General features: G+C 72.2%; 17 protein-coding genes. 6 read left to right on the plus strand and 11 right to left on the minus strand.

Going from position 1 to position 21,298, the window contains the following annotated elements; translation table 11 throughout:
- Window position 1: 1 nt before the first annotated feature.
- From ACLF6P_RS25470 to ACLF6P_RS25480, 3 genes are all read right to left on the minus strand, one after another.
- Window positions 2-385: a hypothetical protein gene (locus tag ACLF6P_RS25470; protein WP_415953265.1), complete on the minus strand. Its 384-nt coding sequence runs from the start codon at window positions 383-385 to the stop codon at window positions 2-4.
- Between the two features lie 121 nt (window positions 386-506).
- Window positions 507-1,280, minus strand: a complete 774-nt coding sequence (locus ACLF6P_RS25475; protein WP_415953267.1) for a LytR/AlgR family response regulator transcription factor — start codon at window positions 1,278-1,280, stop codon at window positions 507-509.
- A gap of 150 nt (window positions 1,281-1,430) precedes the next feature.
- Entirely contained in the window at window positions 1,431-2,291 is an 861-nt protein-coding gene (locus ACLF6P_RS25480) for an Fpg/Nei family DNA glycosylase (RefSeq protein ID WP_415953268.1), read from the minus strand.
- Window positions 2,292-2,378: 87 nt separating this feature from the next.
- On the opposite strand from ACLF6P_RS25480, the gene ACLF6P_RS25485 reads away from it, so the two are divergent.
- The 3 genes from ACLF6P_RS25485 to ACLF6P_RS25495 are packed head-to-tail and all read left to right on the plus strand — an operon-like array spanning window position 2,379 to window position 5,052.
- A complete protein-coding gene (locus ACLF6P_RS25485) occupies window positions 2,379-2,939 on the plus strand; it encodes a helix-turn-helix domain-containing protein (RefSeq protein WP_415953270.1) in 561 nt (186 codons plus the stop codon).
- Entirely contained in the window at window positions 2,936-4,492 is a 1,557-nt protein-coding gene (locus ACLF6P_RS25490) for an MFS transporter (protein ID WP_415953271.1), read from the plus strand. Before ACLF6P_RS25485 ends, ACLF6P_RS25490 begins: the two co-directional genes overlap by 4 nt.
- Window positions 4,489-5,052 carry a GNAT family N-acetyltransferase gene (locus ACLF6P_RS25495; protein ID WP_415953273.1) on the plus strand — a complete coding sequence of 188 codons (564 nt, stop codon included), beginning with the start codon at window positions 4,489-4,491 and terminating at the stop codon, window positions 5,050-5,052. The genes ACLF6P_RS25490 and ACLF6P_RS25495 overlap by 4 nt, the downstream gene beginning before the upstream one ends.
- A 15-nt stretch (window positions 5,053-5,067) precedes the next feature.
- Here the strand turns inward: ACLF6P_RS25495 and ACLF6P_RS25500 are convergent, their stop codons facing one another.
- Window positions 5,068-8,247: an AfsR/SARP family transcriptional regulator gene (locus ACLF6P_RS25500; RefSeq protein ID WP_415953275.1), complete on the minus strand. Its 3,180-nt coding sequence runs from the start codon at window positions 8,245-8,247 to the stop codon at window positions 5,068-5,070.
- Between the two features lie 379 nt (window positions 8,248-8,626).
- The gene (locus ACLF6P_RS25505) at window positions 8,627-9,139 is read right to left on the minus strand and encodes a GNAT family N-acetyltransferase (protein ID WP_415953277.1); all 513 of its coding nucleotides are present in this window, start codon (window positions 9,137-9,139) and stop codon (window positions 8,627-8,629) included.
- A gap of 140 nt (window positions 9,140-9,279) precedes the next feature.
- On the opposite strand from ACLF6P_RS25505, the gene ACLF6P_RS25510 reads away from it, so the two are divergent.
- Window positions 9,280-9,777 (plus strand): peptidylprolyl isomerase, encoded by a 498-nt coding sequence (locus ACLF6P_RS25510; protein WP_415953279.1) that lies wholly within the window; start codon window positions 9,280-9,282, stop codon window positions 9,775-9,777.
- 106 nt (window positions 9,778-9,883) lie between these two features.
- On the opposite strand, the gene ACLF6P_RS25515 is transcribed toward ACLF6P_RS25510, so the two are convergent.
- Both ACLF6P_RS25515 and ACLF6P_RS25520 read right to left on the minus strand, forming a co-directional pair.
- Window positions 9,884-11,926 carry a SpoIIE family protein phosphatase gene (locus ACLF6P_RS25515; protein ID WP_415953280.1) on the minus strand — a complete coding sequence of 681 codons (2,043 nt, stop codon included), beginning with the start codon at window positions 11,924-11,926 and terminating at the stop codon, window positions 9,884-9,886.
- A gap of 68 nt (window positions 11,927-11,994) precedes the next feature.
- Complete coding sequence (locus tag ACLF6P_RS25520) at window positions 11,995-13,476, minus strand: DUF6777 domain-containing protein (RefSeq protein ID WP_415953282.1); 1,482 nt, start codon at window positions 13,474-13,476, stop codon at window positions 11,995-11,997.
- Window positions 13,477-13,581: 105 nt separating this feature from the next.
- Here ACLF6P_RS25520 and ACLF6P_RS25525 point away from each other — a divergent pair, with 105 nt between their 5' ends.
- Window positions 13,582-15,018 carry a lipase maturation factor family protein gene (locus tag ACLF6P_RS25525; RefSeq protein ID WP_415953283.1) on the plus strand — a complete coding sequence of 479 codons (1,437 nt, stop codon included), beginning with the start codon at window positions 13,582-13,584 and terminating at the stop codon, window positions 15,016-15,018.
- A gap of 20 nt (window positions 15,019-15,038) precedes the next feature.
- Here ACLF6P_RS25525 and ACLF6P_RS25530 read toward each other — a convergent pair whose 3' ends face one another.
- Together ACLF6P_RS25530 and ACLF6P_RS25535 are read right to left on the minus strand one after the other, a co-directional pair.
- Window positions 15,039-15,218 carry a hypothetical protein gene (locus tag ACLF6P_RS25530; RefSeq protein WP_415953285.1) on the minus strand — a complete coding sequence of 60 codons (180 nt, stop codon included), beginning with the start codon at window positions 15,216-15,218 and terminating at the stop codon, window positions 15,039-15,041.
- Window positions 15,219-15,745: 527 nt separating this feature from the next.
- On the minus strand, window positions 15,746-17,236 hold the full coding sequence (locus tag ACLF6P_RS25535) for an SDR family NAD(P)-dependent oxidoreductase (protein ID WP_415953286.1): 1,491 nt from the start codon (window positions 17,234-17,236) through the stop codon (window positions 15,746-15,748).
- A gap of 362 nt (window positions 17,237-17,598) precedes the next feature.
- Here ACLF6P_RS25535 and ACLF6P_RS25540 point away from each other — a divergent pair, with 362 nt between their 5' ends.
- Window positions 17,599-18,753, plus strand: coding sequence for a DMT family transporter (locus ACLF6P_RS25540; RefSeq protein WP_415953288.1), 1,155 nt, complete (start codon window positions 17,599-17,601; stop codon window positions 18,751-18,753).
- On the opposite strand, the gene ACLF6P_RS25545 is transcribed toward ACLF6P_RS25540, so the two are convergent.
- Complete coding sequence (locus ACLF6P_RS25545; protein WP_415953323.1) at window positions 18,743-20,017, minus strand: transglycosylase family protein; 1,275 nt, start codon at window positions 20,015-20,017, stop codon at window positions 18,743-18,745. The two genes, ACLF6P_RS25540 and ACLF6P_RS25545, sit on opposite strands and share 11 nt — an antisense overlap.
- Before the next feature lie 152 nt (window positions 20,018-20,169).
- A complete protein-coding gene (locus ACLF6P_RS25550) occupies window positions 20,170-21,150 on the minus strand; it encodes an acetylxylan esterase (RefSeq protein ID WP_415953290.1) in 981 nt (326 codons plus the stop codon).
- Window positions 21,151-21,298: the final 148 nt, after the last annotated feature.

Consider the following 21,298-nt stretch of genomic DNA (forward strand, 5'->3'; position numbering starts at 1 on the left):
CTCAGCGGCCTTCGACGAGGCCCGTGAAGTCCCGCTCGTTGCGCTCGGCTCTGCGCACGTACCAGCGGGCTATCAGGAGCATCACCGGATACACGCCGAGTCCGAGCGAGGTCCAGACAAGCAGGGACGGCGCGTGACCGGAGCCGGTGACGGACTCGGGGATCATGAAGAGCAGCGGCAGGGTGCCCACGAACAGGGCGAGCAGACCGAGCGCGGTCAGGCCCGCCCTGAGCTGGCTGCGCATCAGGGAGCGTACGTAGGTCGTGCCGATGGTGGTCTGTTCGTCGATCTCGGAGCGTGCGGCAGCATGGGCCTGCGGGCGCCGCCGCTGCCGCGGCACACCGGTGACGGTCTCCCGGCGTGGGCCGTCGGTTCCTCGGTCCATGGGCGCTGCGCTCTCTCGTCCGGTGCGGGCGTGGACGGGGAGTCTACGCAGGGGCGTTCACCTGGGGTAGGGGCCCGGACCGTTGAGGCACAGCCCCCGCGTGCCCAGTCCGGTGGGTGGGTCAGCGTCTGGCGTGCCGCATCAGCAGTTCGCGCAGCTCGCGTGCGTGCCGCCGGCTCACCGCGAGCTCCGCGCCACCGACGCGGACGCTGGTCGCGCCCGCGTCCAGGCGCAGTTCGTCGATGCGGCCGAGCGCGACGAGATGGCGCCGGTGGATCCGTACGAATCCGCGGGCCGCCCAGCGCTCCTCCAGCGTGGACAGCGGGATCCGCACCAGGTGGCTGCCCTCGTCGGTGTGCAGCCGGGCGTAGTCGCCGTGGGCCTCGGCGTAGGCGATGGCGTCGACGGGGATGAAGCGGGTGACGCCGCCCAGTTCGACGGGGATCTGGTCGGGGGTGGAGTCGACGGTCACCGGTGCGGCCGGTGCGGGGGCCGCGGCGGCGCTGCGGTTCAGATCGCTGACGCGGCGTACGGCCTCGGCGAGGCGTTCGCGGCGTACCGGCTTGAGGACGTAGTCGACGGCCTCCAGGTCGAAGGCCTGGACGGCGAAACCCTCGTGGGCGGTGACGAACACGATCTGTGGCGGCTTCGCGAAGCCGCCGAGCAGCCGGGCCACGTCGAGCCCGGTGAGCCCGGCCATGTGGATGTCGAGGAAGACCACGTCGATGGCGTCCTCGCCGTCCGGTCCGGCGTCGAGCGCGCGGTTGATCCGGCGCAGCGCCTCGGTGGCATCGGTGGCCCCGTGGGCGCTGCGCACCCGCGGGTCGGACCGCAGCAGGAAGAGCAGTTCCTCGAGTGCGGGCGTCTCGTCGTCGACGGCCAGTACACGCAGCATGCGGCGGAGTGTAGAGGCCCTCGTGCCGCGTGCACACGGGTGTTGGACGGGAGCGGCACATGCGCACGGATCCCGGCGGAACCGCCGCGTGGATCCCGGCGGAACCACCGCGTGGACACGGCCGGTGGCAGCACCGCCGTGCGCGTCCGGCTACTTGAGCAGCCGGGACATCCTGCGGTCCGCGAGCGGCTTCCCGCCCGTCTGGCAGGTCGGGCAGTACTGGAGCGAGGAATCGCTGAAGGACACCTCGCGGATGGTGTCCCCGCACACCGGACAGGGCTCCCCCGTGCGGCCGTGCACCCGCAGGCCGCTCTTCTTCTCCGCCTTCAGGTTCCCGGCCGCCAATCCGTGCGAACGCTCCACGGCCTCGGTGAGCGTGCCGCGCATCGCCTCGTACAGCGTGTGCAGCTCGTCGTCCGTGAGCCTGCCCGCGATCTTGTACGGGGACATCCGCGCCACGTGGAGGATCTCGTCGCTGTAGGCGTTGCCGATGCCGGCGATGAGGCCCTGGTCGCGCAGCGCCCCCTTGATCCGGCGGCGCTCGCCCCCGAGCAGCGCGGCGAAGGCGGCCTCGTCGAAGTCCTCGGCGAGCGGGTCGGGGCCGAGGCGGGCCACGCCCGCGATCTCCATCGGGTCGTGCACCACGTACACGGCGAGGCGTTTTTGCGTGCCGAACTCGGTGAGGTCGAAGCCCCGGCCGTCGTCGAGGGCGACGCGTAGGGCGAGCGGGCCCTTGCCGGGTTTCGGCGGGCCGTCCGGCAGCCGGTCCTTCCACTGCAGCCAGCCGGCGCGGGCGAGATGGGTGACCAGGTGCAGTCCGTCCAGATCGAGGTCGAGGAACTTGCCGTGGCGCGCGACCCCTGTGAACGGCCTGCCTTCGAGGGCGTCCAGGGGCGGGTCGTACGTCTTCAGGACGCTGATCGCCACCGGCAGGACGCGGGCGATCCGGGCCTCGGCGAGCCGCTCGGTCAAAAAGCCTCTGAGGGCCTCCACCTCGGGGAGTTCAGGCATGGGTCCACAGTGGCACGGGGCGGCTCGCGATGCGTGCGCAGACGGGGACTTGCCGGGGACTCCCATATCCGGGATAGCATCCCGGATATGGGAGACGATATCGATGCCCGCCTGGCGCTGCGCCTCGCGGCCCTGCGGACCGAACGCGGCTGGTCCCTGGACGAGCTGGCGAGCCGCTCCGGCGTCAGCCGCTCCACGCTCTCGCGCCTGGAACGCGGCGAGATCAGCCCCACCACCGCGCTCCTGAACCGGCTGTGCGGCGCGTACGAGCGCACCATGTCGCGGCTGCTCACCGAGGTGGAGGGCGAGCGGGCGCAGCTGGTGCGGGCGGGGCAGCAGCCCGTGTGGAGCGACACCGAGTCCGGCTTCGTGCGGCGCTCCGTCTCCCCGCCGCACGCCGGACTGCGCGGCGAGCTGGTGGAGGGGAGCCTGCGGCCGGGAGCGGACATCTCCTACGACGGTCCGCCGGTGTCCGGGCTCGAACAGCACATCTGGGTGCTCGAAGGCTCGGTCGAGGTGAGCCTGCAGAACGAGACGTACGCCCTTCGGACCGGGGACTGTCTGCGCTTCCGCCTCTGGGGGCCCTCCCGCTTCCGCTGCACCTCCAACGAGCCCGTGCGCTACGTGATAGCCGTGGTGCTGCCGTGAGCGGATCCGGTCCCCTCGCCCGCGGACCCGAGCCCGGCACGAGCAGACCCGAGCCCGGCACGAGCAGACCCAGTGTGGACGGCGGCGAGCCCCGTACGGACGGCACCGAGCGGTTCTCGGCGCGCGAGTGGCGCATCCTCGCCGTATGCCTGGCCGCGGGCTTCACCTCGCTGCTCGACCAGTCGGTCCTCAACATCGCGGTGCCCGCGCTCGGCGATGCCCTGTCCGCCGATGCCTCGCAGCTGCAGTGGATCGTCGCCGGCTACTCACTCGCCTTCGGCGTGGCGCTCGTGCCGGGCGGGCGGCTCGGCGATGTGCACGGCCGAAAGCCGTTCTTCCTCGCGGGCATGGCCCTGTTCGTGGCGGGCGGTGTGCTGTCGAGCTGCGCCCAGGACGCCTGGCTGGTCGTCGGGGCCCGGCTGCTGCAGGGACTCGGCGCGGGCCTCGTGAACGCGCAGGTGATCGGCACCATCCAGGACGTCTTCACGGGCGCGGCCCGCGCGCGGGCGCTCGGGATGTACGCGGTGACCGCGGGCATCGCGGCCGCGCTGGGCCCGCCGGTGGGCGGGGCGCTGATCGCCGCGGCCGGTGCGGAACCGGGCTGGCGGCTCGCACTGCTGCTCAACCTGCCCTTCGCCCTGGCCACGCTCGTGGCGGGCTCCCGTTTCCTGCCGCGCCCGCGGCCGAGCAACGCGCAGGCAGGGCTCGACCTGCCGGGGGTGGCCCTGTTCGCGGGCCTGACGGTGCTGGTGATGCTGCCCTTCATCCGCTCCACCGGCTATCTCGTCTACGGGGCGGGGGCCTCGGCGCTCGCCGTGGCGCTCGTCGTCCAGCAGCGTTCCCGGGCACGCTCGGGGCGCCGGCCGCTCGTCCATCCCGCCCTCACCCGCTCGGCGCCGTATGCGCGGGGTACGGCGGTGGCGATGGCGCAGTTCGGTGCCTCGCTCGCGTACGGGATGGTCCTCGCGGTCTTCCTCCAGGGCGAGCTGGGACTCTCCCCGATGACGGCGGCCCTCGTGATGCTGCCGCAGGCCGTGGGCATGGGGGTGACCTCGACCTTCGCCTGGCGGGTGGTGCGGCGCTTCGGGGAGCTCCCCGTGATCAACTCGGGTCTGGGCCTCTCCGCGGTGTCCTTCCTGTCCGGCGGCGTGGCGACGCTGTACGCCGGGGGCGGGGCACTGCCGTGGATCCTCGCCCTGTGCCAGCTGTGCGCGGGAGCCGCGACCGGCTTCACGGTCGCGCCCACCCAGGCACAGGTCCTGCGGCACGCACCGGCGGAGGCGGCCGGGGTGGCGGGCGGCATCCTGCAGATGTCGCAGCGGATGGCGGCCGCGGTCTGCATCAGCGCCGTCTCCGGCCTGTACCTGCACACCTCGGCCCCGGCCACCGGCGCCCCCGGGATGCGCGAGGGCTTCTGGTACGCGTCCCTGGCCTGCACGGCGATCGTCACGACGGGCCTGCTGATCTCCGCCCTCCGCAGACGTCCGGCCCCGCCGCACGCAGAGGGGCACGAACCGCTCGTAGAGCCACCAGGAAAGGAAGTCGCCCGGTGAGGACCACCAGGACCGCCCCTGACACCACGGAACCGCCCGTGGAGCTCCTGACCGCGTCCGGCCTCGACGAGTGTGCCGAAGCGCTCGGCGAGCTGCTCGCCGCCACGGTGGCAGCGGGCTCCTCGCTCGGCTTCCTGGCCGGTCTCACTCCGGCCGAGGCCGCTGCGTGGTGGCGCGGGCTGAAGGACGAAGTGGCGGCGGGGCGGCTGCTGGTCTGGGTGGCCCGCGCGGAGGGCCGCGTCCACGGGACGGTCGGCCTGGTGCCCGGGCTCAAGGAGAACGGCAGGCACCGGGGCGAGGTGGTGAAGCTGATGGTGGCGCCGTGGGCGCGCGGCCGGGGTGTCGCGCGGCGGCTGCTTTCCTGTGTCGAGTCCTTCGCGGCCGGGGCGGGGATGACCCTGCTGACCCTGGACACCGAGACGGGCAGCCCGGCGGAGCGGCTGTACCGGGCGGTGGGCTGGGCCGAGACGGGGACCGTGCCGGGCTATGCCACGGATCCCGAAGGCAGGCTCATGCCGTCGACCTTCTTCCACAAGCCGACCGTGCCCGGCTGCGCGTAGGACGTGTCCGGCGGATCAGGCCGGGCACGTGCTGGGGCCCGATGCGCCCGGGACGCCCCGGTCGCACGCCAGGGGCGCGGTGAGGTCAGTGAGGTTCTTCGCCTCCCAGTCCGGGAGGTGGTAGCCGGTGATGGTCCGCAGGTGTTCGGCGCGGGTGAGCTGGTGCTGCGCGGCCGCCGGGTCACCGTCGCTGCGGGCCGTGGTGGCGAGCACCATGCGGGCCCGGTATTCGGCGGGGCGGAGAGTCAGCTCCGTGGCGGTGGCCAGGGCGAGTGCGGCCTGCCCGGCGGCGCCCGCCGGATCGGCCTCGGCGAGGCGGACATGGGCCAGGCCGATGTGGGCCTCGGCCTCCTGGTGACGGTAGTTCTCCCGCCGGGCGGCCACCAGCGCGGCCGTCAGCCGCTCGTCCGCACGGGCCCTCTCGTCGGCCAGGAGGTCCAGGCTGCCGAGGGTGAGGAGGCTGTCGATCTCCTTGCCCGGGTAGCCGAAGGTCCGCGCCGTCTCCAGGGCCCGGTCGGCGTGCCCGCGGGCGAGATCGTGGCGGCCGAGGTCGCGGTGGATGCGGGCGAGGATCTCGTGGGTGGCCGCCTCGTCGTGCTGTTTGCGGTGCTCGCGGCACAGGCGTACGGCCTCCTCCGCATCCGCGAGCGCCGCCGTGAGGCGGCCGAGGCCGTGCAGGGCGACGGCGCGGGCGGTGAGCCGGCTGATCGCGGCCATCGAGAGGCGGCCGTGCTCCGAGATCCCGACGGACTCCGTGGTGAAGGCGACGGCCTGCTCCAACTGGCCCAGATACGTGTGCAGTCGGCCGGCGGTCTCCAGCACGCTGCACAGCTGGGCGGGCATGTCGAGCCTCCGGTAGGCCTCGATGCTGCGGTGCAGTTCGTCGAGCGCCTGCGGCACCTCGCCGCGCAGCGCGTGCTGGATGCCCAGGTTGGCGCGGACCGCTGCCTCGCCGGGTGCGTGGGCGATGTCGTGGTAGGCGCGGCGGGCCTGGTGGAAGTGGTCGAGGGCCGCCGCGGAGTCGCCGGTGTCCTGGGCGAGCGAGCCGAGGCTGAGCCGCATGGCCGCCTGCGCCAGAACGTCCCCGGCCTCGACGGCCGCGTTCAGTCCGGCGGTTGCCGCCCGCTCCCAGTCGGCGCGGTGCTGACGGTAGTAGAAGTACATCCGCAGCTGGTCGGCGAGGTACCAGGCGACCTGGAACGGTCCCTTCCCGGCCGCGCGGGTGATGACGGCGACCAGGCCGGCGCGCTCCGCCTCCAGCCAGTCCGCAGCCGCATGCCGGTCCGCGAACGGTCCCGATGCGGCGCGCTCGCGCGGCAGTTGCAGCATGGCCGTGTAGTCGAAGGCCGTCGCGGCATCGGCGGCGGACAGGTACCAGTCGCACAGCCGCCGCCAGGCGGCATCCGCGTCCGCCTGCCGCGTGGCGTGTTCGGCCGCGTAGAGCCGCAGCAGATCGTGGAAGACGAAGCGGTCGGCGGCCGTGCGCTGCAGGAGTCCGGCGGTGGCGAGCTGTTCGAGGAGTTCCCCTGCGTCCTGGGACGGTACGCCGAGCAGGGCCGCGGCCGCCCCGGCACCGAAGTCCGGGCCCGGATGCAGGCCCAGCAGCGCGAAGAGGCGGGCCGCCCCGGGGGGCAGTGCCGCGTGCGAATGGTCGAAGGCGGTGCGTACGGCGGCCTCGCTGTCGCCCGCGACGGAGAGTTTGGCGAGCCGGCCGTCCCCGGCCAGCTCGTCGGCGTAACCGACGAGGGAGCGGCCGGGGCGCGCCGCCAGGTTCGCCGAGGCGATGCGCAGCGCGAGCGGCAGCCGGGCGCACAGCGCGGCGAGCCGGTCCGCGGCCTGCGGTTCGGCCCGTACCCGCTCCTCGCCGAGCGCCCCGGCCAGCAGGTGGTGCGCCTCGGCCGGGTCGAGCACGTCGAGGGGTACGGGGCGGGCGGCATGGCTCGCGACCAGGCCGCGCAGGTCGTGACGGCTGGTGATCAGCACGGCGGTCCGGCCGGTGCCGGGCAGCAGGGGCCGTATCTGCTCGGCGTCCGCCGCATCGTCCAGGACGAGCAGGATCCGGCGGTCCGCGACCCGGCTTCGGAAGGCGGCGGCGCGGTCGTCGAGCGCGTCGGGGATCGACGCCGGGTCCTCGCCGCCCGCGCGCAGGAGCGCGGCGAGGATCTCGGAGGCGTCCCGGGGGCGTTCCCGGGTGCCGAGGAGACGTACGTACCACTGGCCGTCGGGGAAGGCCCAACGCAGCCGGTGGCCGAGGTGGACGGCCAGGGCGGTCTTGCCGACGCCGGGTGAGCCGGACAGGACGACCGGGGGCGCCGCCTCGGTGGTGAGGGCCTCCTCCAGGCGCCGTACGAGCGTGGCACGGCCGACGAAGCCCGGTACGTCCAGGGGCAGCTGGTTCCGTACCGACCATGGGGCTTCGGCAGCCGGGGGCTGCGGGTGCGGCGGGCGGCGGCGCGGCGGAGCGGGCGGCGCGGCGAGTGCGGGGTCGGCACCGAGGATGGCCGTGTGGAGCTCCTGCAGGCGGCCGCCCGGGTCGACGCCTAGTTCGTCCCTGAGCAGGCCGCGGATGAGCCGGTAGTGGGCGAGTGCTTCGGCCTGGCGGCCGCAGCGGTAGAGCGCCAGCATGTACTGCGCGGCGATCCGCTCGTCCAGCGGGTGGGCGCCCGCGTGTGCCGAGAGCTCGGCCTGCAGCGCCGCGTGCTCGCCGAGGCGCAGCCGTAGGTCGGTCGTGTCCAGCTGGGCCGCGAAGCGTTCCTTGCCGAGCGCCTCACGGGCGGCGTTGAACCAGGGCGTGTCGGTGCCGGCGAAGGCTTCGCCGCGCCAGAGGGCGAGCGCCTCGCGGTGGTACGCGAGGGCCGCGTGGTCCTCGGATGCGGCGCGTGCCTGTTCGAGGAGCAGCCGGAACCGGTGGGCGTCGACCGAGTCCTCGGCAACGCTCACCGCATAGCCGCCGCTGCGGCGCTCGATGGTGCCGGGCAGCAGGCCGCGCAGCCGGGACAGATAGCTGTACAGGGTGTCCTTCGCACTCCGCGGCGGCGCTTCGCCCCACACGCGCCGCACCAGTTCGTCCGCCGCCACGGCCCGGCCGGCGTCCATGAGCAGCGCCGCGAGAACCGAGCGCTGGCGTGCCGTGCCCAGCTCCGCCTGTCCGTCGTCGGCCACCGCCTCGATGCCGCCGAGCAGTCGAAACTCCATGCTCCAGATCCTGCTTCCTTGCGCGCCTATGGGTGTCCGGCGGGTCAGGGCCCGCCTGGTGCCTGCGCCCCTGCCCGGCCCCGAACACGGCTGAACCACGGATTCCAGATCCCTGCAAGGTCCGTGCACGATCGGCCGGGCAGGCTTGTGCCGAGCACGGGGGCCGCCACGGACACGCCCACGGCTAGGTATCGGGGGATGCCGGCCGTGGGACGGTGCCAGGACTTGGGGGAGAGTCCGACGGTGGACGCCAGGACGTAGCCGTGGTGGCCGCCGTGCCCGATGGGCCCGCTGCGGCCGCCGTGCTCCGCAGTCCGTGGTGGCCGCCGTGCTCCACAGTCCGTGGTGGCCGCCGTGCTCGGTCACGGCCGGGGCAGGCTCAGCGCATCTCCTTCTCGAACCAGGCCACGTCCCAGTACCGCCCGAACTTGCGGCCCACTTCGCGGTGCACCCCGGCAGGCTTGAATCCGAAGCGTTCGTGCAGCTTGAACGAGGCCTCGTTGGGGATGGTCACCGCCGCGTACGCCCGGTGCACATCCTCCGCGCCGAGGGCCTCGAACAGGGCGCCGTACAGCCTGCTGCCGAGGCCTCGGCCCTGGTATTCGGGCGCGAGGTAGACGCTGGTCTCCACGGAGGTGAGATACGCGAGCTTGGGGCGCAAGGAGCTGCTGCTCGCATAGCCGACGACGGCGCCCTCCTCCTCGGCGACGAGGAGCCGGTGCGGGCCGCGTTCGGGGTGGGCGCGCAGCCAGTCGCGGCGCTGGTCGACCGTGACCGCGTCGATGTCGAAGGTGGTCGCCGTCTCGACTATGTAGTGGTTGTAGATCCGGGTGAGCTCCTCGAGGTCGCCCTCGTGGCCCGCCCTGATCCGTGCCGCCGTGTGCTGTTGCATCCTTGCCTCCTCGACCGCCGACGGTACCGCAGCGCGCGCCTCGGGAGCGAACTCGTTTTCCCAGGTCAGAGTGGAGAATCGGGGACACGTTCGCGGGGGTGGGGCCGCGGCACCCCGGTGGGGATGTCAGGATGGGACCCATGACAATCAAGGCCTACTTCGACATCAGCATCGACGACGCCCCCGCCGGGCGGATCACGTTCAACCTCTTCGATGACGTCGTCCCGAAGACGGCGGAGAACTTCCGCGCGCTGTGCACCGGCGAGAAGGGCTTCGGCTACAAGGGCTCCCCGTTCCACCGCGTCATCCCGGAGTTCATGCTCCAGGGCGGCGACTTCACCAACGGCAACGGCACCGGTGGCAAGAGCATCTACGGCGAGAAGTTCGCCGACGAGAACTTCAACCTCAAGCACGACCGTGCTGGTCTGCTCTCGATGGCCAACGCAGGCCCGAACACCAATGGTTCGCAGTTCTTCATCACCACGGTCGTGACGCCGTGGCTGGACGGCAAGCACGTGGTGTTCGGCGAGGTCGCCGACGACGAGTCGATGAAGCTCGTGAAGAAGATCGAGTCGCTCGGCTCGGGCAGCGGCCGCACCCGCGCCGCGATCGCGATCGCCGACGCCGGCGTTCTCTGATCCTGGGACATCCTCGGTGGCCCCGGTCCGGTACACGGACCGGGGCCACCGGTGCGTTCGGGTTCTCGCCCGGCCCTGCGGTCCCCGTCGCTTCCGGCGGTCCCCGTCACTCCCGGTCCGGCACGAGGAATTCGCACCATACGCATTTGCCGCTGCCCCGGGATTCCACACCCCAGAAGTCGGCGAGGCGGTCGACAAGGAGCAGGCCGCGGCCCGATACGCCCTCGTCACCGGCCTCGCGGCGGCGCGGCAGCGCACTGGAGGTGTCCTCGACCTCGACGCGCAGCCGACGGTCGGCTCCGGACAGCACGCGCAGCGTGATGATCGCCGCGCCTTCGGTGTGCATGAGGGCGTTGGTGACGAGTTCGTCGGCGATCAGCTCGATCTCGTCCGCGCGCTCCCCCGCGCCCCAGGCACGCACGGCCGCGCGGACCGTGTGCCGGGCCTCGCGCAGGGCAGCCGGATCGTTCGGTGCGACGTGCTGCTGGAGACGGCCGCCGGACCTGGGTGCGTGGGAGCCGAGGCGGCGGAGCAGGAGCAGGGCCGCGTCGTCGTCACCGCCGCGGCGGTCGGCGTCCTCGACGAGCCGGTCGGCGAGAGCATCGAGGTCATCGGGGCCCGAGGCGACCTCGACGGTGAGGGACTGGACTCCGTCGTCGAGGTCGTGGCCGGGCTGCTCGACCAGGCCGTCGGTGCACAGCACCAGGGTCTGGCCCGGGTCGATCTCCAGGGTGGTGACCGGGTATTCGAGGCGGTGGAACTCGGCGGAGAGGCCGAGCGGCAGCCCACCGGACACGGGGGCGCGCCGGCAGGAGCCGTCCGTGGAGCGGAGCAGCGGGTCGATATGGCCCGCGCGGACCAGCTGGGCCACTCCGGTGCTGAGGTCGCACTGGACGTAGAGGCAGGTGGCGAAGCGGTCGGTGTCGAGTTCGTGCAGGAAGACCGAGGCGCGGGCGACGACCGTGGCCGGGGTGTGGCCCTCGGCCGCGTAGGCGCGCAGCACGATCCTGAGCTGGCCCATGACGGCGGCCGCATGGGTGTCGTGGCCCTGGACGTCGCCGATGACCGCGCCGACCTTGCCGTCGGGCAGCGGGATCACGTCGTACCAGTCGCCGCCGATGTCGCGGCCGAGTTTCGCGGAGCGGTAGCGCACGGCGATCTCGGCGCCGTCCACGGCCGGGATGGAACGCGGCAGCATCGCCTGCTGCAGCCCGGCTGCGAGGTCCTTCTCCTGCTCGTAGAACATCGCGCGCTGCAGTGACTGGGCAATGCTGCTGCCGAGGGCGACGAGCAGATTGCGTTCCTCGGCGGTGAAGCCGGTCTTGTCCTGGTAGAGCAGGCCGAGTGCGCCGATCGGGCGGGCCTGGGCGATCAGCGGAAGATACGCGGCCGAGGTGATGTCGAGGTGGCTGATGTGCGGCCACAGTATGGGGTACGAGCCGGCGAACTCCTCGCGGGACTCGATGAACCGCGGCGCGAGGGTACGGATGACCTCGCTCATGGGGTAGTTCTCGTCGATCCGGGTGAAGCGCGTGCCCTGGACGAAGGCTCCGGGCGGCCCGTCGGCGACGAGATGGATACGGCCCGCCTCGACCAGGCCCACCACCAGACTCGCGGCGCCCAGGTGCGCGAGTCCCTGGGTCTCGTCGAGTACGTCGATCACGTCCTGCACGGTGCGGGCGTGCGCGAGGGCGGCCGTGGTGCCCTCGACGATGCTGGTCTGACGGCGGGTCTCGGCGTCGTGCTCCATCCGGATGCTTGATTCGAGGAGCTCCTCCTCGGCATCGCGCACGACGCCGAGGATCCGGCGCGGCCGGCCGTTCTCGTCGCGGCGGATGTAGCCCTGGGTATGGGTCCAGCGCAGGGTGCCGTCGCGGCGGCGCAGCCGGAAGTAGGCGCCATAGGTGTCACTGCCGCTTTTCAGCGCTTCGGAGACCAGGGAGTCGAGGCGGTGGCCCTCGCGCGGCGGGACGCGGGGCGCCAGGGACTCGGGGCGGCCGTTGTACTCCCCGGGCTCGAGGTCGAAGAGGTCATGGGCCGCCGCATCCATGTGCATCTCGCCGCGTTCGAGGTCCCAGTCGAAGCTGCCTGTGCGGTTGAGCGCGAGGATCGACTCGGGCGTCGCGGGCCAGCGGTCCGGGTCCGGCATGCGTCCACTTTGCCATGGTTCGGCGGGTTCGCCATGCGGGGCGGGGCGGGTGCGCGGTGGGGGCACGGTCAGGCGCCGAACAGTTCGGGGGCCGTCGGGTCCGGGATGTAGGGGGTGTCGGGGGCGGGCTCGACGTCGGGCACCTCCGGCACCGACTCGGGGCCGAGCTCGTCGCCGGGACCCTCCGGCACCGTCGCCTCGTCGGGCACGGGCGGGATGGCGGTGCGGTCGGTCGGGTCCTGGGGCTGGCCCTGCGGCCGGTTCAGGTCCTGCGGGCTGTTCTCGTCCTGCGGCCGGTTCAGGTCCTGGTCGCCGCCGGGCAGGGTGCGGTCACCGCTGCCGGGGATGAGGGGGGCCGTGTCCGGGACGGGCAGCGGGGTCGGGCAGCCGGCGGGGAGGGTGGGGGTGGGCCCGCCGGGCGCGGTGGGCGTGGGTGGGATGCTCGGGCAGCCGGTCGGGGCGCCCTCGGGGCTCGCGGACTGCTCGTCCGTGGGGTCGGTCAGGGATTCGCCCGGGCCGGGGCTCCTGCCGTCGTCGGTCGGCTCCTCGCTCGTGCCGTCCGTCATCCCGTCCGTCGGGTCGTCGGTACCGGGTGAGCCGGAGTCGTCCGTGGACGGCTCGGTGCTCTGCCCGTCCGGGTGGTCCATGGACGGCCCGGTGTCCGTGGGCGAGAGGCTCGGGTCGACGGACGGGGAGCCGTCGGGGCCCGTGGGATCGGCGGACGGTGAGCCGTCCGGCGGCGTCGGGGAGACATCGGGCGAGGGCGTGGGCGGCGGGACCACCTTGTCCTTGTCCCCGTCGTCCCCGATCGGCCGCTCGATCCAGGTGTTGTTCGTGATGTTGACGATCGTGATGTTGTTGATCACTGTCGTGGACGGTTTGACCACGATGACGTTCGTGGGCCGGTAGCCCTGCCAGGGCCGGCCGCGATGCGCCGCGTCCTTGTGCAGCTCGGCGGGTGGGGTCAGCGGATTGCCGCAGGCGCAGCGCACCCGCGGCATGCCACGGTTGTCGACGAGTACGGCGGTGCCGCGCTGGAGCACGGACTGGAAACTCGTGGCCTGCCCGCCCTGATAGCCGTGGTTGGTGACCCGGGTGTCGGCGCGCAGCTGCACGGGGGTGAGTGAGCGCAGCCATCCGACGACGTCGCCCTGGTTGATGCCCGCGGCCCGGGCGAAGGCGCGCGACTTGCTGCGGTCGGCGGTCAGGAAACGCACCTGCTGTTCCACATCGCAGCTGCTCACGGATTTGGTGCCGCCGTAGAGGCCGGGTGTCGAGCCCTCGATGCTGCGCACCCCGGCCTGGTCGGCCGAAGCGGATCCGGTGGGGGTCGGTTGCGGCGTTCGGGTGACGGGCGGCGGGGCCTCGGTGCTGGTGGCGGTGGACTCGGTGAAGGGGTCCGGCCCTGCGGCGGCGACCGGCTGGAGGAAGACCTCCTTGTCGCTGCCGGTCTCGCCAGCTTCGTTCTCGCCGCTGCCGGAACAGCCCGCGACCAGCAGTGCGCCGGATATCGCGAGGGCTGTGGCATAACGCCTGCTCGGTGAGTGCACGCCGTTCTCCCGCCTGTGCTCTGGCCGTACGTCCCTCATTGTGTGAAGTGCGAAATTTGTCCCGCAACCGCGCTGACGCCCCGGCCGGGGCGTCACAATGAGAACGTGGAATGGTTCACGGCGCCCGACTACTGGCTGGCCGGCCTGGTCTTCCAGCGGCTGCTGGCCGCCGTGTACCTGGTGGCGTTCGTGGGTGCGGCGCTGCAGTTCCGCGCGCTGATCGGCGAGCGGGGCATGCTGCCGGTCCCCCGGTTCGTGGCGCGGGTGCCTTTCCGGCAGGCGCCGAGCCTGTTCCAACTGCGCTACTCGGACCGTCTCTTCGCCGTCGTCGCCTGGAGCGGCGCCGTGTGCTCCCTGGCGCTCCTCGCGGGCCTGGACGCGGAACTTCCGCTCTGGGCGGGGATGCTGCTGTGGGCGCTGCCCTGGCTGCTCTATCTGTCCGTCGTCAACGTGGGCCAGACCTGGTACGGCTTCGGCTGGGAGTCACTGCTCCTGGAGGCCGGCTTCCTCGCCGTGTTCCTCGGACCGCACGACGTCGCCCCGCCGGTCCTCATCCTGTTCCTGCTGCGGTGGGTGCTGTTCCGGGTGGAGTTCGGCGCCGGGCTGATCAAGATGCGCGGGGACGCCTGCTGGCGGAAGCTGACCTGCCTCTACTACCACCATGAGACGCAGCCGATGCCGGGCCCGCTGAGCTGGTTCTTCCACCGGCTGCCCCGACCCCTGCACCGCGTGGAGGTGGCGGCGAACCACGTCACACAGCTCGTCGTGCCGTTCCTCCTGTTCACCCCGCAGCCGATCGCCTCGTACGCGGCGGCCTTGATGATCCTCACCCAACTCTGGCTGGTGCTGTCCGGCAATTTCGCCTGGCTGAACTGGCTGACGATCGCCCTGGCCGTCTCCGCGGTCGACTTCACGCCGCTGACCGGCCCGCCGCCCGCGCTCGCGAGTCCACCGCTGTGGTACGAGATCGTGGTCTTCGCGGTCGTGGCGCTGGTGCTCGTCCTCAGTTACCGCCCGGTCCGCAATCTGGTCTCGCGCCGTCAGCTGATGAACTACTCCTTCGACCCGCTCCACCTGGTCAACGCCTACGGCGCTTTCGGCACGGTCGGCCGGGTCCGCCATGAGATCGCCGTGGAAGGCACCGACGAGCCGGTGCCTTCCACGGGCGGGGCGGGCTGGCGCGAGTACGGCTTCCACGGAAAGCCGGGCGATCCCGCCCGGCTCTCGCGGCAGTTCGCCCCGTATCACCTGCGTCTCGACTGGCTGATGTGGTTCGCGGCGCTCTCCCCCGCGTATGCCCGCAGTTGGTTCGGGCCCTTCGTGGAGCGGCTCCTGGTAGGAGACCGGGACACCCTGCGGCTGCTGCGCCACAATCCCTTCCCCGACGCGCCGCCGCGATTCATCCGGGCGCGTCTGTACCGGTATCGCTATTCGACCTGGCGTGAGTTGCGGGAGACGGGCGCGTGGTGGCAGCGGACCTACGTTCGCGATTTCCTGCCACCGACGCGCCTCGCCTCCGCACCGAAAGGCTCGGGCCGCTGAGGGCCGGGGTGGGCCGCCGGTCAGTCGACGCTGGGCAGGATGTGGGGCTCGGCGAGGTCGTCCTCGTAGCCCGCGAGGCGGATCGGCGCCGAACGCGCCCACACCTCGAGGCTGCCCGTCTGGTCACCGCGCCGACGACCTGCCCGGTCGCGCCGGTCCTTGGGGGACAGTTGCTCGCTCTTCGACTTGTCTGGTGTCACCGCGCACTCCTTATGTGTCGGGTAACCCCCGGTCGCTCCGACGTCGCCCCGCTCCGGGGGCACCGCGGCCGCCCGGTGGGGCTCTGCTCTGGCCAGGTCGGTCGCGGTGGCGCCGGATGTGCTGTGCGGGACGATGCCGTGGTGGCCGGCTTCCCCCGGGACAGGCCAAGGGGTCTTGGTGAACCCCGTGGTGGCGGCCTGCTTGCGCCCAGACTAACCAAATGAGCGGACCTCCGCTCTATGGGGAGGCAAAATCTCTTCCCATCTCCAGGGAAACAGCACAAACCGGCCACCGCATGCGGCAGCCGTTGTGCGGCTCGGGCGCGTTGGAGGCGCGGCGGACGTGGGCGCGCGCAGGGAAGCCCGGGTGGTGACGGGAGTTGGAGCGGCAGGAATGCGGCAGGAATACGGACGTTCCGCCACATGGGCGATATGGCCGATTCCCGGCGTCCGTGCGCGCATGTACGGCGTACGCCAGGAGACAGCGGGCTTACGCCGGGAGACAGGCAGTCAGCCCGCGGTGCGGATTACCACTTGCCGGGCGCGTAGTCCTTCAGGAAGACCCCGTACACGTCCTCGCCGGCCTCGCCGCGTACCACCGGGTCGTAGACGCGGGCGGCGCCGTCGACCAGGTCGAGGGGGGCGTGGAAGCCCTCCTCGGCGAGGCGGAGCTTGTCGTAGTGCGGGCGCTCGTCGGTGATCCAGCCGGTGTCGACGGAGGTCATGAGGATGCCGTCGGTCTGGAACATCTCCTGGGCGCTGGTGCGCGTCACCATGTTCATCGCGGCCTTGGCGGCGTTGGTGTTGGGGTGGCCCGCGCCCTTGTAGCCGCGGCCGAACACCCCTTCCATCGCCGAGACGTTGACCACGTAGGCCCGCTTGCTCGCGGCCTTGCCCGCGGCCTCGGCCATCGCGGCGCGCAGCTTGCTGATGAGGATGAACGGAGCGGTGTAGTTGCACAGCTGGGTCTCGAGCAGCTCCACCGGGGAGATCTGCTCGATGGACTGCACCCAGGTGTTGGTGTGCACGACGTCGGGCACGAGGCCGCCCGCGTCGATGGCGCTGCCGTCGCGGTGCTTCTCGATGCTGGCGTGACCGCCGACGAGCGCGAGGTCGGCGACCTGCTGAGCGTCCATGCCGGAGATCCCGGCGGGCAGCGCCTGGATGCCGTCCACCGCACCCGAGTTGAAGGCGCCGATGACGTGGTGCGGGGGCAGTTCGCCCGCGGGCAGCGGGGCGTTCTCGCCCTCGACCAGCGCGCCGTACGCGGAGGGCAGGCGGCGCACGGTCTGCGTGGCGTTGTTGATCAGGATGTCGAGGGGGCCGGCCTCGGCGACCCGGTCGGCGAGCGCGACGGCCTGGGCCGGGTCACGCAGGTCGATGCCGACGACTTCGAGGCGGTGGATCCAGTCCGCCGAGTCGTCCATCGCCTTGAAGCGGCGGATGGCGTCCTTGGGAAAGCGCGTGGTGATGGTGGTGTGCGCGCCGTCGCGCAGCAGCCGCAGCGCGATGTACATGCCGATCTTGGCGCGGCCGCCGGTGAGCAGGGCACGCTTGCCGCTGAGGTCGGCGCGGGCCTCGCGCTTGGCGCGGTTCTCGGCGGCGCACTTCTGGCAGAGCTGGTGGTAGAACGCGTCGACCTCGACGTACCGCGCCTTGCAGACATAGCAGGAGCGCGGGCGCTGGAGTACCCCGGCGATCTCGCCGACCGTGGAGGAGCTGGGCAGCAGACCCTGCGTCTCGTCGTCGATGCGTTCGGCGGAGCCGGTGGCCGTGGAGTGCGTGACCGCCTTGTCGTGAGCGGTCTTCGCGGCGCGGCGCTCCTGGCGGCGGCGCTGCTTCACGGTGCGGTAGATGCCTGCGGTGGCGCGGCGGACGGTGATGGCGTCGGGGTGGTCGACGTCGAGCTTGTCGAGCTCGTCGAGGACGGCCAGGCAGACGGCGAGCCGCTCGGGGTCGATGCCGGGGCCGAAGTCCGCCGACTCCTGGCTCTCGGGGCTCTCACTGGTCACGCTCATCGCCGCTGCTTCCTCGTACGGGTCCGGGCGCACCGGCGCCGTTGTCTACCAAAGGCTGGATTTTACGGAGCGGGCTGGCCGCTTTCCAAACCGCTTCACCGTGCGTACGGACACGGAGACCGTACGTGGTCACAGGCCTCGGATCCGGCCCCGGTCACACGGTCGCGACGGGGTGCTCAATGGGCGCCGTAGGCCTGTCGGGGCAGGGGCACCAACCACGGGACTACGCGGCCTGCCCCGCGTACTGCGACCGGAGTATGAGCGATCGCGTGCTCCAGGACGACGCATCGCAGGAATGAACGCGTCATCGTGGATGTTATGAACGCCGACCGCTTGCCGCACGAGAACGCCCGGAGGCACGTATGAGTGCCCTCGCGTTGTCCGTGCTCCTGTCACTCGTCTCCGCCGTGGCCTACGCGGGCGGAGCCATCGTGCAGGAGCGCGTCGCCACGTCCGGCCGCAGTCATTCGTACGCCCCGGTGCGCAACACCCTCTGGTGGATCGCGGTGGGTCTCAACGGTCTGGGCGCGCTGCTGCACGTGGTCGCTCTCGCCTTCGGTCCGCTGAGTCTGGTCCAGCCGCTCGGCGCCCTCACCATCGTCTTCGCGCTGCCGATGGCCGCGCTCTTCGTCGGCCGCGGGGCCGGTTCCACCGCCTGGCGCGGCGCGATCATGGCCACGGTCGGCCTGGCGGGCCTGCTGGCCCTCACCGGCTCCGCCTCGTCCCATGCCCTGGACGGCCGCGAGCAGGTGCTCGTGGCGCTGACCACGCTCGCCGGGGTGGGGGTGCTGATGGTGACGTCGCACGCGGTGCAGCGCCGGCCCGTCCTTCGCAGTGTGCTGCTCGCGACCGCCGCCGGTATCTCGTTCGGCATGGCCTCGGTGTTCACGAAGAACGCCACGGTGGACTTCGGCATGGGCAGCCTGCTGCACGAGCTGCCGAACCTGGCGATGATCGGCGTGCTCGGCATCGGCGGTGTGCTCCTGTCACAGGCCGCCTACCGCGGCGCGGGCCTCGCGGCGCCGCTCGCGATCCTGACGGTGGTGAACCCGGTGGTGGCGGCCGCGGTGGGGCTCACTCTGTTCGGCGAAACCTTCCGCTACGGGCTCACCGGCACCCTGATCGCGCTCGGCTGCGGTGTGGTGGCGGCCGGCGGCCTGATCCTGCTCACCACGGAGCGCATCGGGCAGGCCGCGGCGGGCGCGGAGGGCGCGGACCCGGCGGAGGAGGCGCCTGCCGAGGCCGCCGAGGAACTCGCCGAGGAACTCGCCGACGCGGAGCTGCTCGTGCCGGCAGGTGTGTTCCTGCCGGAGGCCTCGCTCGCGTTCCAGCTGCCCGGTTCCGTGCGCCCGCTGCACGTGCCGGACTCCCCCGCCTCCCTGCACGGCATGCACAGCTCCCTCTCCGGCATCCCCGGGCAGCCGCCCGGGGTGGTGTTCGGCACCGGGGAACATGTTCACGACGACGTGCGGATACGACGGCGGGACGGCCCCTGCGAGCGGATGCTCAGATCCTGACGCCGCCCGCCCGCAGATAGGCGAGCGGGTCGATGTCACTGCCGTAGCCGGGCCCGGTCCGCACCTCGAAGTGCAGATGGGGCCCGGTGCTGTTTCCGGTGGATCCGGAGCGGGCTATCCGCTGCCCCGCGTTCACGGTCTGGCCCGTTTTCACCACGAGCGCGGAGAGGTGCGCGTACTGCGAGTAGCGCCCGTCGTCGTGCCGGATCACCACCTGATAGCCGTACGCGCCGCCCCAGCCTGCCGTGACCACCTTGCCGGCGGCCACCGCCTGCACCGAGGTCCCGGTGGGCACCGGGAAGTCGACGCCCGTGTGATAGCCGCTGGACCAGGAGCCACCGGCCGCGCGGTACGGGGTGCCGGGGGTGGCGGACACGGGAGCGGCGCGGCGGGTGGCGGGCTCGCTCTTCGGCTTGCTCGCGGTCTCGGTGCGCTCGGCGCGGTCCTGCGTCGGCGCGGGCTTCGACTGCTCCTCGGCAGCTTCCTTCGGCTGCTGCTTCCGCTCCTTCTCGGGCGGCTCCTCGGCCTTCGGCTTCGGCTTCGGCTTCGGTTCAGCCGCCTTGTCCGGTGTACCCCCGGTGGAGTGGCGGCCCTGCGTGGCCGCTTCCGTGTCCAGTGACAGCCGCTGGCCGGGCAGGATCAGATCGGGATCGCCGCCGACGATCTTGCGGTTCGCGGCGTACAGCTGCTGCCAGCCGCCGCGTACGTCCTGCTCGTGGGCGATCGCGGAGAGACTGTCACCGCGGACGACGGTGTACATCTCGGCCCGTCCGGCCCTGGACTGCGGCGTGACCTCCGGCCCGGCCTCCGACTCGGACGCGGTCCGGGTCTCCGGATTCGAGGCGGCCCTGGCCCCCGGCTCGGCGGCGGGCCGGATGTCGGGGGCCGCCGGGTCGCGGGTCAGTCCGGCGCGTACGGAGCAGACGGGCCAGGCCTGCGGGCCCTGGCCGTCGAGCACCTTCTCGGCGACGGCGATCTGCTGGTCCCTGGTGGCGAGGTCGGCGCGCGGCGCGTACCGCGTGCCGCCGAAGGCCTCCCAGGTGGACTGCTTGAACTGCAGCCCGCCGTAGTAGCCGTTGCCGGTGTTGATCGCCCAGTTGTTGCTGGACTCGCAGGCGGCCACCTTGTTCCAGGTGTCCACGTCGGCGGCCTGTGCGCTGCCGCTGCCGACCAGCGGCAGCGCCATCGACGCACCGCCGACGGTGACGGTGAGCGAGGCGCGGTTGAGTCTGGTCGGCTCCTTGCGGCGGTGTCGGCCCGGCATGGTCTTCCCCCAAACGACGCGCGTCAAGGCACGCAAAGTAGCCGCGCGGAACAGGCCATGACAAGAGGGCCTTCGGCCGCTTCCACGACAACTGCACCACTGGCCGGGCAAGTTGATCAGCCGGGCACCACCTCACCGCCTCGCCGTCTCCCTCACACGCCGGCCCGCAACCGCCGGGGAAGCCAGCGCAGTTGTACGGCCTGCTGGTAGGGGCCGCCGCCTTCGTGCCCGTTGAAGTCGTACACCTCGATGGACTTGTCCTCGTGGCGATAGGCGTTGAAGGCCGCGAACACGGTCGACGGCGGGCAGATCTGGTCCTCGAGCGCCGTGGAGAAGAGCGCCGGCGCGGTGGCGCGGGCCGCGAAGTGCACGGCGTCGAAATAGGCGAGGGTGTGCAGGACTTCATCCGGATCGGCACGGCGGGCCTGCAGATAGCCGCCGATCTCCCGGTACGGCATCTGGTCGGTGAGGGTGACGGCCCGCGGGAAGTCGCACAGGAACGGCACATCGGGCGCGACGGCCACCAGGCCGGGCACCAGGCCGCCGACCGCGAGGCTCAGGCCGCCGCCCTGGCTGACGCCGGTCACCGCGGTGCGCGAGGCGTCCACCAGCGGGTGGGCGCGGGCGGCCTCGACGGCGCGGACGGCATCGGTCATCAGCCGCCGGTAGTAGTAGCCGTGCGGGTCCTCGATGCCGCGGGTCATATAGCCGGGGTACGCGGGTCCGCTGCCCACCGGGTCCACCGTTTCGCCTTCCGCCCAGCCGCCGCTGCCCTGTCCGCGGCTGTCCATCACGAAGTGCGCGAAACCGGCCGCTGCCCACAGCAGATGCATATGGGGAAGGCCGCGCCCGCCGCCGTATCCGATGTACTCGACCACCACCGGCAGCGGTTCGCCCGCACCGGCCGGGAGGATGAGCCAGCCCTTGACGGGATGTCCGCCGAAGCCGGCGAACGTGACGTCCAGGACCCGTACTCCCGAGAGGCCTGTGTCGACCGGCTCGAATTGGGCGGCGAGTTCGTGCTCGCGCGTCTCGGCGAGGGTCTTCGCCCAGAACGCGTCGAAGTCGGCGGGCTCCGGCAACGACGGTCGGTAGGATCGGAGTTGGTCGAGCGGCAGATCGAACAGGGCCATGCGCAGACGCTCCCTCAGGTGTCCTCCGGGCAGGTTCCCGGGAAGATATCCCGGTTCGCCGGGCGTTTCAGCGCGATTCAGTGGCCTGCGGGAACTTCCCGAGGACGGCTCGTACGGGTCCGCGCAGGAAACGAGGGGGTGGCGGCCG

The sequence above is a fragment of the Streptomyces lothianensis genome, assembly GCF_047779955.1.
GTDB lineage: Bacteria > Actinomycetota > Actinomycetes > Streptomycetales > Streptomycetaceae > Streptomyces.